Below are 12353 nucleotides of genomic sequence, written 5' to 3' on the forward strand. Positions count from 1 at the left end.
GCACGCTGCGGCGTTCTTGCGTCACCGCGCACATGTACTCCATTCCGTTTCTCGACATTCCTCCGCTGGCCACGGCTGGCGGCACCGTGCGCCTGCCGGGCTCCAAGAGCATCTCCAACCGGGTGCTCTTGCTGGCAGCCTTGAGCGAGGGTCACACCGACGTGACAGACCTCTTGGACTCCGACGACACGCAAGTCATGCTGGATGCCCTGCGCCAGCTCGGCTGCCGGATCGAACCACAACCCGACGGCGCCTTGCGAGTGCACGGCCTGGGCGGCGTGCTCCCGGTGCGACAAGCGCGGCTGTTTCTGGGCAATGCCGGCACCGCCATGCGCCCGCTCACCGCAGCACTGGCCTTGCTTGCGTCCACACACGGTGCCGAGTTCGAGCTCAGTGGTGTCCCGCGCATGCATGAGCGGCCCATTGGTGATCTCGTGGATGCCCTGCGCCAACTGGGCTGCGCAGTGGACTGCCTGGGCCAGGAAGGCTATCCGCCGCTCAAGCTCGGTACGGGCACACCCCTTGCGCTGCAGCTCGACCAGCCCATCCGGGTGCGGGGCGACGTCTCCAGCCAGTTCCTCACGGCACTGCTGCTGGCCTTGCCGCTGGTGGCGCAGAAGCAAGACATCGTCATCGATGTCGTGGGCGAACTGATTTCGCGCCCGTACATCGAAATCACGCTGAACCTGCTCTCGCGTTTCGGTGTGCAGGTGCAACGGGACGGCTGGCAACGCTTCACCATCCCTGCCGGTAGCCGTTACCGCTCGCCGGGGCGCATACCCGTCGAGGGCGACGCGTCATCGGCCAGCTACTTCATCGCGCTGGGTGCCATCGCGCAAAGCACGCAAGGCATCACTATCGAAGGCGTCGGTCTGGCCTCGATCCAGGGGGACATCAGGTTCGTCGAAGCGGCCAGGCTCATGGGCGCCGAGGTCACCGGTGAAGCCAATCGCCTGCGCATTCGCCGTGGCGCGTGGCCACTCAAGGCCATCGACCTCGACTGCAACCACATCCCGGACGCCGCCATGACGTTGGCCGTGATGGCGCTTTACGCCGACGGGATCACCACGCTGCGCAATATCGCCAGCTGGCGCGTGAAGGAAACCGACCGCATCGCCGCCATGGCCAACGAGTGCCGCAAACTGGGTGCCACGGTGGAGGAAGGCGCCGACTTCATCCGCATCACGCCGCCCACCACTTGGCGCTCCGCGAGCATCCACACCTACGACGACCACCGGGTGGCGATGTGCTTCTCGCTGACCAGCTTCAACCCGGCGGGCCTGCCGGTGCGCATTGAAGATCCGAAATGCGTCGCCAAGACTTTTCCCGACTACTTCGAGACCTTGTTCGAGGTGTGCAACACGCCAGCCCAGGCCATCCCAGTCATCTGCATTGACGGCCCCACGGCTTCCGGCAAGGGCACGTTGGCCTCTGAAGTGGCTCAACGCCTGGGCTACCACCTGCTCGACTCCGGCGCACTGTACCGAGCAACCGCGCTCGCAGCGCAAGACGCTGGTGTGTCGCTGGACGACGAACCCGCCCTGGCCCGTCTGGCCGCACAACTGCCGCTGGCTTTCCGTGACCACAAGGTGTTTCTGGGTGGTCGCGACATCACCGACCCGCTGCGACTGGAATCCACCGGCGGCATGGCGTCCCGGGTATCCCAACACCTGGCCGTGCGATCCGCCCTGCACGCCCTTCAGCAAAGCTTCCGGCGCCTGCCCGGTCTGGTGGCCGACGGGCGCGACATGGGTACGGTGATCTTCCCGGACGCGGCTTTGAAGGTGTTCCTGACCGCCACCGCCGAGCAGCGCGCCGAGCGGCGCCATAAGCAATTGATTTCAAAGGGAATTGCTGCTAACATCGACAGTCTTTTGGCAGACCTGCGAACGCGTGATTTGAGGGACTCATCCCGCACACACGCACCTCTCAAGCCAGCCGAAGACGCCTTGAAACTGGACAACTCCGAACTGGACATCGAACAATCGGTGCAAGTGGTGATGAACTGGTGGCAGGGCAAATCAGCGTTCTCGGGGAACTGAGCGCGCTTCACACACGGCCCTGACGGCACAGCCGGGCGCTCCCAGCCCGCATGCTCGACGGTTCTTTTCAACCAACCCCGCGGTGTTTCGCACCGCAATGTCAACGCCGCCCACACGTCGATCCCTGCGCAAACCGAGTCACACCGGTTGAAGGCGCCGACGCTGAGTGGTTTTAGGAAATTCAATGTCTGAATCATTTGCCGCCCTGTTCGAAGAGTCCCTGAAACGCGCTGAAATGCGCTCGGGCGAAGTCATCACTGCTGAAGTTGTTCGCATCGAACACAGCCATGTGGTGGTCAACGCCGGTCTGAAGTCGGAAGCGTACGTGCCGCTGGCCGAATTCAAGAACGACCTGGGTGAACTCGAAGTGCAGGTCGGAGACTTTGTCTCCGTTGCAATCGACTCCGTGGAAAACGGTTTCGGCGACACCCTGCTGTCGCGCGACAAGGCCAAGCGCCTGGCCTCGTGGATGTCCCTGGAGAAAGCACTCGAATCGGGTGAATTCGTCACCGGCACAACCTCCAGCAAGGTCAAGGGCGGCCTGAAGGTCATGGTTAACGGCATCAGCGCCTTCCTGCCAGGCTCGCTGGTGGACAGCCGTCCGACCAAGGACCTGACCCCGTACGAGAACAAGACCCTGGAATTCAAGGTCATCAAGCTCGACCGCAAGCGCAACAACGTGGTGCTGAGCCGCCGCGCCGTGGTGGAAGCCTCCATGGGCGAAGAGCGCGCCAAGCTGATGGATACCCTGAAAGAAGGCGCCATCGTGCACGGCGTGGTCAAGAACATCACCGAATACGGTGCGTTCGTGGACCTGGGCGGCATCGACGGTCTGCTGCATATCACCGACATGGCATGGCGTCGTGTGCGCCACCCGAGCGAAGTGGTGCAGGCTGGCCAGGAAATCACCGCCAAGATCCTGAAGTTCGACACCGAGAAGCACCGCGTCTCGCTGGGTCTGAAGCAGATGGGTGACGACCCCTGGATGGGCGTGGCTCGCCGCTACCCACAAAGCACCCGCATGTTCGGCAAGATCACCAACATCGCCGACTACGGCGCGTTCGTGGAACTCGAGCCAGGCATTGAAGGCCTGGTGCATGTGTCCGAAATGGACTGGACCAACAAGAACGTGGCGCCTTCCAAACTGGTGTCGCTGGGTGACGAAGTCGAAGTCATGGTGCTCGACATCGACGAAGACAAGCGCCGCATCTCGCTGGGCATGAAGCAGTGCCGTGCCAATCCATGGCACGAGTTTGCTGAACAGACCAAGCGCGGTGACCGCGTCAAGGGTCCGATCAAGTCGATCACCGACTTCGGCGTGTTCGTGGGTCTGGCCGCCGGCATTGACGGCCTGGTTCACCTGTCCGACCTGTCGTGGAACGAAACCGGCGAAGCCGCTGTGCGCAACTACAAGAAGGGCCAGGAAGTCGAAGCCATCGTGCTGGCCATCGATGTGGAGCGCGAGCGCATCTCTCTGGGCATCAAGCAACTCGACGGCGACCCGTTCACCACCTTCGTGTCGGTGAATGACAAGGGCTCCATCGTGACCGGCAAGGTCAAGACCGTCGACGCCAAAGGCGCCGAGATCGACCTGGGTGAAGACGTGTTGGGCTACCTGCGCGCCAGCGAAATCAGCCGTGACCGTGTGGAAGACGCACGCAACATGCTGAAAGAAGGCGACGAAGTCACCACCGTGGTGGTGAACATCGACCGCAAAACGCGCAACATCCAGTTGTCCATCAAGGCCAAGGATGCCGCTGACCAGCAGGAAGCCATGGCGACCCTGAGCCAGCAATCCTCGCGCGAAAGCGCCGGCACCACCAGCCTGGGCGCCCTGCTGCGCGCCAAGCTGGACAACAACAACGGCTAAGCACGAATGCTGGCGTCTGATCAGACACATGTCTCACGGCGTGTGTTCTGACCGGACGCCGGTCCTTGAATGCCCAAGCCCAAATCCGAACACATGACCCGCAGCGACCTTGTTGAAGCGTTGGCCAGCCGATTTGGTCAGCTCACCCACCGCGACGCCGAGTTCGCCGTCAAGGCCATCCTCGACGCCATGGGTGATGCACTGGTCAAAGGCCATCGGATCGAGATCCGCGGCTTTGGCAGCTTTTCGGTCAATCGCCGATCCCCGCGCGTGGGACGCAACCCGCGTTCTGGCGAGAGTGTGATGATTCCCGAGAAGCGAGTACCGCATTTCAAGCCGGGCAAGGCCCTGCGCGAACAGGTGGACGCCAAGACGGCCGAGATTCTCGGGCGCGAACCGAAGAAACCGACGTGATGGTCGCTACCTTGGCGGCGACCTGATCGCTACAATCGCCCCACCACAAAGGGGACGATTTGAAATACCTGATGTGGCTGCTCAATGCAGCCATTTTTTTTGTGTTGTTCGCTTTCGCGTTGAACAACCAGGACAGCGTCACGCTCAACCTGTTCTTTGGCGCCAGTTGGCAAGCGCCGCTGGTGCTCGTCATCCTGGTCGCACTCGTGCTCGGCGTGTTCCTGGGCGTGCTGGTCATGTTGCCACTGTGGTTGCGGGCCAAACGCTCTCGACGCCGCGCTGCGTCGGTCGTCGCGGCCAGCACCTCCTTCGACGCTGATTCCACGCTATTCCCCGACCCCACAGACCGCCGCCATGGACTTTGATTTCACCTGGCTGCTGTGGGGCCTACCCCTGGCCTTCGCGGCAGGCTGGGGAGCCTCTCGCCTGGATCTTCGTCAATGGCGCATGGAAAGCCGCCAAGCGCCCAAGGCTTACTTCCGCGGCCTGAACCACCTGCTGAACGAACAGCAAGACCAGGCGATCGACGCTTTCATCGAGGCGGTGCAAGGCGACCCTGACACAGCAGAACTGCACTTTGCGCTGGGCAACCTGTTCAGGCGCCGCGGCGACTATGACCGCGCCGTGCGAGTCCACGAACACCTGCTCTCGCGAGCCGACATCAGTCACAAAGACCGCGACCGCGCCCAGCATGCGCTGGCCCTGGACTTTCTCAAGGCTGGACTGCTGGACCGTGCGGAGGCCGCCCTCAACAAACTCCAGGGTTCAGCCTTCGAGGGCGAGGCCTTGCTGGCATTGCTGGGCATTTACGAGCGTTCGCGCGATTGGCCGCGGGCCAAGGAGATCGCCCAACGGCTTGAGGCAGCCGAGCAAGGCAGCTTCTCGACGCGGCTCGCCCACTACCTCTGCGAAGAGGCTGAGATTGCCCAACAGGGCGGTGACAGCAAGCAGGCCCTGCATCTCCTGGAAGAGGCGGTGCAGCGGGCACCACAGCTCTCACGGGGTTGGATGGCTCTGTCTGCACAGAAGGCCCAGGGTGGAAACGCTGCAGGCGCGCTGGATGCCCTGTTTCATCTCAACCAGCATGCTCCACAGGGATTGCCGCTGGCGGCCCACTCACTCGCCGACCTGGCCCGGCAAACCGGACGCGAGGCAGAGGCTGTCAAGGTGCTGCATGCGAGCCACGAGCGAGCGCCGTCGATCGACATCACGCAAGCCCTGGCCAGCCTGAGCCTCAATCCCGAGGCAATGCGCAACCACTACCTCAGCCACCTGGAACGCGAGCCCTCACTGGTTATCACCGCGCAGTGGTTGGCGGGAGAAACATTATCAAGTGAGCGCGCACAAGCACGGGTGCAACAGGCCTTGGAGCAAGCCAGCGCGCCATTGCGACGCTACCGCTGCGCAGCCTGCGGTTTTGAGGCTCGCCAACATTTTTGGCAGTGTCCTGGCTGCCAGACCTGGGACAGTTACCCGGCACGCCGAGTCGAAGAGTTGTAGCCTGGGGCAACGCCTGCGGCCCGGCCATAGCCGGTTCCGCAGTTGCTGGAACGAGCTCTGCGCTCGTCAAGCTTTTCCGTAGCCGCCACCGCCGGGGGTGTGGATCTCGAAGATGTCGCCCGGCTTCATCTCCGCCTGGCCGATGTGACCCAGTTCCTCCGCTGAGCCATCCACCCGCACCACTCGGTTGAGACCCACCTGACCGGCCTGCCCACCGCCCATGCCGAACGCGCCGTGGAGGCGGCCATTGGACAGGATGCTGGCAGTCATGTCTTCGAGGAAGCGAACGCGCCGCACGCCACCGTGCCCCCCCTGCCAGCGGCCTGTGCCGCCCGAGCCTTCGCGGATCTCGTAGCTCTCCAGCCGAACCGGGAAGCGGAACTCCAGCACTTCGGGGTCGGTCAAGCGCGAGTTGGTCATGTGGGTCTGCACCACGCTCGTGCCATCAAATCCCTCTCCCGCGCCGCTGCCGCCCGAGATCGTTTCGTAATACTGGTGGGCCGCGTTCCCGAAGGTGAAGTTGTTCATCGTGCACTGACTCGCAGCCATCACGCCCAGTGCGCCATACAAGGCGTTGGTGATGCAGCTGGAGGTCTCCACATTGCCGGCCACCACCGACGCCGGCGGGTTGGGGTTGAGCATGGAGCCCGCAGGGATGATGACCTTGAGTGGCTTGAGGCAGCCAGCGTTCAGCGGGATGTCGTCGTCGACCAAGGTGCGGAACACATAGAGCACGGCGGCCATGCACACTGCGGTGGGGGCGTTGAAGTTGTTGAGTTGTTGAGCCGACGTTCCTGTGAAGTCGATCTCTGCGCTGCGTTGTGCGGTATTCACCCGCACGGCCACCTGAATCTGCGCACCGTTGTCCAGCGGCAAGATGAATGCGCCGTCTTTGAGGCGTGTGATCACGCGTCGCACCGACTCTTCCGCGTTGTCCTGCACGTGGCGCATGTAGGCTTGCACCACGTCAAGACCGAACTGCTCGACCATCTTGCGCAGCTCCTGCACACCCTTTTCGTTGGCGGCGATCTGTGCCTTGAGGTCGGCCATGTTCTGCTGCGGGTTGCGAGAGGGGAACTCTCCGCCTTGCAGCAGCGCCACCATCTCGGCTTCGAGCAAGACGCCACGATCAACCAACTTGACGTTGTTGATCTGCACGCCCTCTTGTTCGATGCGCGTTGAGAACGGTGGCATGGACCCGGGAGTGGTGCCACCGATGTCGGCATGGTGGCCGCGTGAGCCGACGTAGAACGTGGGCTTGTTGCCCAGGTACACCGGTGTGATCACGGTCACGTCGGGCAGGTGGGTTCCACCGTGGTACGGGTCGTTGAGCGCATACACATCGCCACGCTGCATCTTGCCGGCGTTCTCACGGATCACGGTCTTGATGCTCTCGCCCATGGAACCCAGGTGCACAGGCATGTGAGGTGCATTGGCAATCAAGTTGCCCTCGGCGTCGAACAGCGCGCACGAGAAGTCGAGTCGCTCCTTGATGTTGACCGAGTAGGCTGTGTTCTGCAGTTGCAGCCCCATCTGCTCTGCGATGTTCATGAACAGGTTGTTGAACACCTCCAGCAGCACGGGGTCCACCGAGGTGCCCACGGCGTAGGTCACGGTGCGCGGCACGCGGCGGTCCAGAACCAGGTGATCGAGCGCGGTCAGAACAGCTTCCCAACCCGGCTCCACCACCGTCGTGGCATTTTTTTCGGCAATGATCGCCGGCCCCGGAATCACGTCACCGGGACGCAGATCCTCGCGCACCACCAAGGCAGCGTCCAACCACTGACCACCAGAATACATGCGCACGGTTTCGCGCCGCGGCACTTCACGGGCTTCATGCGTCTCAAAGCGGGGTTCGTCGGGCGCGTCGCCCGGCACCACCGCTTCCACCGACACCGCTTCCACCATAAGGCGCTTGCCTTGCATCAGGAAAGCGAAGCGCTGGCGGTAAGCGGACTCGAAGCCAGCCTGGATCGTGGCAAGGTCCCCGAATGGCACAACCAATGCCGAGTCGCTGCCCTCGTAGCGGATGTGCACCCGTTGGTGCACCTTGGCTTCACCCGCATTCACCTGCTGGCGCTCCAACTCCGCTTGCGCGGTAGCGCCCAATGCATCGAGCTTTTCAGCAATCAGGGGCAACGAGGTGGCCGCCAGAGGCAACTCCACCGCCTGCTCACGAATGACGTTTTGATCGGCCAGACCCATGCCGTAAGCACTGAGCACGCCTGCAAGCGGGTGCACGAACACGCGCGTCATACCCAATGCATCAGCGACCAGGCAGGCGTGTTGCCCGCCCGCACCGCCGAAGCACTGCAGTGTGTAGCGTGTGACGTCATAACCGCGCGCAACTGAAATCTTCTTGATCGCATTGGCCATCTGCTGAACCGCGATGTTGATGAAACCTTCGGCCACTTCTTCAGGTGGACGACCGGTCTGCGCCGCCAATTCGCCGAACCGAGCCTGCACCGCCTCCAGGCTCAACGCCTCGTCGGCCTTGGGGCCGAACACCTTGGGAAAATGGCGCGGCTGGATCTTGCCGGTCATCACGTTGGCATCGGTGACCGCCAGCGGTCCGCCACGGCGGTAGCTGGCGGGTCCTGGGTTGGCACCTGCGCTTTCCGGCCCCACGCGGAAGCGGGCACCGTCGAAGGAAAGAATGGACCCTCCGCCGGCCGCCACGGTGTGGATGCTCATCATGGGTGCGCGCATGCGCACACCCGCCACCTGGGTTTCGAACTCGCGTTCGAACTCACCCGCATAGTGTGAAACGTCAGTGGAGGTGCCACCCATGTCAAAGCCGATCACCTTGTCCTGGCCCGCCAGGCCTGCCGTGCGTGCCATGCCCACAATCCCGCCCGCCGGACCTGAGAGGATCGCGTCCTTGCCGTGGAACGCTCGCGCGTCCGTCAACCCGCCCGAAGACTGCATGAAGAACAGCTTGACACCTGGCATCTCGCCGGCCACCTGCTCCACATAGCGTCGCAGGATGGGCGAGAGGTAGGCGTCGACCACTGTCGTGTCGCCGCGGCTCACGAACTTCATCATCGGACTGGTTTCATGCGAGGTGCTCACCTGCGTGAAGCCGATCTCACGCGCAATGCGACTGGCGGCCTGTTCGTGCGCGGTGAAGCGGTAGCCGTGCATGAACACGATGGCCATGCTGCGCAGTCCGCGCGCGTACGCGGTCACCAAATCTCGACGCAACGCCACCTCATCCAACACCTGCAGCACATCGCCGTGCGCGCTGACACGTTCCTGGGCCTCAATCACCTCGCTGTACAGCAACTCGGGCAAGACAATGCGGCGATCGAACAGGCGCGGGCGGTTTTGGTACGCGATGCGAAGCGCATCACGAAAACCGCGCGTGGTCACGAGCAGCGTGGGTTCGCCCTTGCGCTCCAGCAGCGCGTTGGTGGCCACAGTGGTGCCCATCTTCACGCACTCCACGAGCACAGGCGTCACAGGCTCGCCGTGTTTCAAACCCAGCAGGTGGCGAATGCCGGCCACTGCCGCATCACGGTACTGCTCGGGGTTCTCGGACAAAAGCTTGTGGGTGCTGAGTGACCCATCCGGCTTCTTGGCCACGATGTCGGTGAAGGTGCCGCCACGGTCGATCCAGAATTGCCAGCGGCTGCCCAGCGGGGAAGTGTTGTCTTGCATGATTTGCGAACTTTAACGTTGAAGGTAGTAGGGAACGAAGATCAGGTTGGCTTCGCTGCCGACCGATCTCACCCATTCACGGGAAAACTTTTCGCCCAGGCGCTTGAGTTCAGCCTCGAAGCCGAGGGGCACGCGACCCACCTTGATGCCGCGACGTTGCAATTCCCAGGTGGATTCGTTGGCCACGGCTTCACTCAGCGCCCAGCCTCGCACTTCGGCGCGGGCGGCAGCCTGGGTCAGGGCCTCACGGGCTGATGTCGGCAAGGCCTCAAAAGCCCTGGCATTGACGAACACAATGTTTTTGGGGAACCAGGCGTTGATGCCGTAGTAGAACCCGATCTGGTCCCACACGCGGTTCTCAACCCCGGTCACGGCGGAGGTGATCATGCTGTCCACCTTGCGGTCAGCGAGCGCCTGATTGACCTCGACCATCGGCACATCCACCGGCGAAGCATCCAGCATCTCGGCGATGCGCACGGTGGACTGGTTGTAGGTGCGCATGCGTGTTCCTTTGAAGTCGGCCGCCGAGTGCACGGGCTGGCTGGTGAAGAGACCTTGAGGCGGCCAGGGCACCACATACAAAGCCTTCAACCCTCTCGCCCCAAAATGCTTCTCGATCAATGGGCGCTGCAAATGCCAGAGCCGACGGGCATCACCATAGCTATGCACCACGAAGGGAATGGCATCGGCCCCCGCGATCGGGATATCCCCCACCATGCTGCTCATGATGGTCTCACCCGCCTCCACCTTGCCCTCTTGCACAGCCCGACGGATCTCCGCGAGCTTGAACAGGGTGTTGTCGGGGCGAAGCTCGATGCGCAACGCACCGGCCGTGGCTTGCTCCACGTCGTCCGCGAACTGGGCGAGGTTCTGCGCGTGAAATGAGTCCGCCCTGTAGCCTGTTGCCAGTTGCCAGCGCGTCTGCGCGTGCGCCACCGAGGTCAGCATCAATATGGCCAACACTAGGAATTTCATGGGCTCTCCCGATCGATGGGGTGAACGGAATCAGCTCTGCATCTGGCGCGGCAGCCACAGCACGATGTCGGGCATGAAATATGTGGCCAGCACCGCCACCAGCATCAGCAGGAACAGAGGCAACGCGGTGCGGGCAATCCAGGTCACTTCGCGCCGGGTCAATCCCTGGATCACGAACAGGTTGAAGCCCACCGGTGGCGTGATCTGGGCCATCTCGACCACCAGCACGATGAAGATGCCGAACCAGATGAGATCAAAGCCGGCGGCCTCGACGGTGGGCAGCAGGACCGCAATGGTCAGCACCACCATCGAAATGCCATCCAGAAAACACCCGAGCACAATGAAGAACACGATCAACATCAGCATCAGGTTGAACGGCGACAGGTGCAGCCCGCCGATGAATTCGGCCAGATGGCGCGGCAGACCAATGAAACCCATGGCCAGGGTGAGGAAGGCAGCACCCGCAAGGATCAAGCCGATCATGCAGTAGATGCGACAGGCAGCGACCAGTCCATCCTTGAAGCGAGCCCAGTTCAGGGAGCCTTCGATCCTGGCCAGGATCAGTGCCCCGCCTACGCCCAACGCCGCCGCCTCGGTGGCAGTCGCAATACCGCTGTAAATGCCTCCCAGCACCAAAGCAATCAGGGAGACCACCGGGATCAGATGCCGCGAGGCATGGATCTTTTGAACAAAGGTCATGGGTGCATCGGCAGCTGGGATCTTGTCCTTGTTGAGCAGGGCCCACACGATGATGTATCCCATGAACAAGCCGGCCAGCATCAGGCCTGGAATCACACCGGCCAGGAACAGCTTGGCGATCGAGACATTGGCTGCCACGCCATAGACGATCATGATGATCGAGGGAGGAATCAGAAGCCCCAACGTGCCGGCACCGGCCAGCGTGCCCACCGAGATGTCTTCGGGATAGCCTCGTTTCTTCAACTCGGGCAACGTGATCTTGCCGATGGTGGCGCAGGTGGCCGCAGACGAACCCGAGATGGCGGCGAAGATGGTGCAACCCACCACGTTGGTGTGAAGCAGGCGGCCGGGCAGCCGGTCGAGCCAGGGCGCCAGACCCTTGAACATATCGTCCGAGAGCTTGCTTCGGAAAAGGATCTCACCCATCCAGAGGAACAAGGGCAACGCTGTCAGGGTCCAGCTGGATGTCGACCCCCAGATGGTCAACATCATGCTGTCGCCAACCGGGCGAGACGTGAACATCTCCATGCCGATGTAGGCCACGGCCAGCAGGGACAGACCGATCCACAAACCGCTGCTCAACAATGCCAGAAGCAGGACCATCAGGCCTGCGGCAATCAAAATATCCATGAGGCTCTTTCGAGGAGGGGCGGGTTATTCGATGTGTGCAGCTTCGGCGCTCGCCGCGATGAATTGCTCACCTTGCCAGCGAAGCACCAGGGCATGAGCAAACGACAGAGCAAAGCCAGCGCAACCCAGCGCCATGCCGAGTTGCGGAATCCACAGTGGCGTGACGTCTGCACCCGGGGAGATGTCATGCGTGTCCCAAGACACCCAGACCAACCGCATGGCATACCAGGCCAGCGCCACGGCGATGACCAACCCTCCGGCGAGGCAGATCCATTCCAGCGCACCGCGAACTCGCGTCGGCAAACGGTCCAGCAACAGCGTCACCCTGATGTGATCGCCATGCCGCAGCGTGGCTGGCAAAGCGAGGAACAGCACACATGCAATGGCATAACCCGCATAGGCATCGAGCCCCGGAATGTCCCAATGCACTTCGCGCGCCACGACACCCAGCAGCACCGCAGCGAAGGCCGCAATCATGGACAGGCACGACAGGAACATCAGCCCCTGGTAGAAACGAAAGACGAGTCGGGACACCGCACTCTCCTGGGTTCGGTTGAAGGGCA

At 62.5% G+C, this 12353-nt stretch carries 9 protein-coding genes; 5 read left to right on the forward strand and 4 right to left on the reverse strand.

Translation table 11 applies throughout. From position 1 onward, the window contains the following. Window positions 1-32: 32 nt before the first annotated feature. From ASE11_RS20030 to lapB, 5 genes are all read left to right on the forward strand, one after another. Window positions 33-2042 carry a bifunctional 3-phosphoshikimate 1-carboxyvinyltransferase/cytidylate kinase gene (locus ASE11_RS20030; protein WP_056275694.1) on the forward strand — a complete coding sequence of 670 codons (2010 nt, stop codon included), beginning with the start codon at window positions 33-35 and terminating at the stop codon, window positions 2040-2042. 184 nt (window positions 2043-2226) lie between these two features. After that, complete coding sequence (gene rpsA / locus ASE11_RS20035) at window positions 2227-3912, forward strand: 30S ribosomal protein S1 (RefSeq protein ID WP_056275697.1); 1686 nt, start codon at window positions 2227-2229, stop codon at window positions 3910-3912. 93 nt (window positions 3913-4005) lie between these two features. Next, a complete protein-coding gene (locus ASE11_RS20040) occupies window positions 4006-4326 on the forward strand; it encodes an integration host factor subunit beta (RefSeq protein ID WP_056275700.1) in 321 nt (106 codons plus the stop codon). 59 nt (window positions 4327-4385) lie between these two features. Continuing rightward, window positions 4386-4691: a lipopolysaccharide assembly protein LapA domain-containing protein gene (locus tag ASE11_RS20045; RefSeq protein WP_056275703.1), complete on the forward strand. Its 306-nt coding sequence runs from the start codon at window positions 4386-4388 to the stop codon at window positions 4689-4691. Further along, window positions 4681-5826 carry a lipopolysaccharide assembly protein LapB gene (gene lapB, locus ASE11_RS20050; RefSeq protein ID WP_056275706.1) on the forward strand — a complete coding sequence of 382 codons (1146 nt, stop codon included), beginning with the start codon at window positions 4681-4683 and terminating at the stop codon, window positions 5824-5826. Before ASE11_RS20045 ends, lapB begins: the two co-directional genes overlap by 11 nt. 66 nt (window positions 5827-5892) lie before the next feature. On the opposite strand, the gene ASE11_RS20055 is transcribed toward lapB, so the two are convergent. Genes ASE11_RS20055 through ASE11_RS20070 form a run of 4 tightly spaced genes read right to left on the reverse strand, consistent with a single transcriptional unit; the run spans window position 5893 to window position 12324 of the window. Then, window positions 5893-9486 carry a hydantoinase B/oxoprolinase family protein gene (locus ASE11_RS20055; protein ID WP_056275710.1) on the reverse strand — a complete coding sequence of 1198 codons (3594 nt, stop codon included), beginning with the start codon at window positions 9484-9486 and terminating at the stop codon, window positions 5893-5895. Window positions 9487-9498: 12 nt separating this feature from the next. Continuing rightward, window positions 9499-10461 (reverse strand): TRAP transporter substrate-binding protein, encoded by a 963-nt coding sequence (locus tag ASE11_RS20060; protein WP_056275713.1) that lies wholly within the window; start codon window positions 10459-10461, stop codon window positions 9499-9501. 30 nt (window positions 10462-10491) lie between these two features. Continuing rightward, the gene (locus ASE11_RS20065) at window positions 10492-11790 is read right to left on the reverse strand and encodes a TRAP transporter large permease (RefSeq protein WP_056275715.1); all 1299 of its coding nucleotides are present in this window, start codon (window positions 11788-11790) and stop codon (window positions 10492-10494) included. A gap of 24 nt (window positions 11791-11814) precedes the next feature. Beyond that, window positions 11815-12324, reverse strand: a complete 510-nt coding sequence (locus ASE11_RS20070; protein WP_056275717.1) for a TRAP transporter small permease — start codon at window positions 12322-12324, stop codon at window positions 11815-11817. Between the last annotated feature and the right edge of the window lie 29 nt (window positions 12325-12353).

The sequence above is a fragment of the Hydrogenophaga sp. Root209 genome, from assembly GCF_001428625.1.
Lineage (GTDB): Bacteria > Pseudomonadota > Gammaproteobacteria > Burkholderiales > Burkholderiaceae_C > Hydrogenophaga.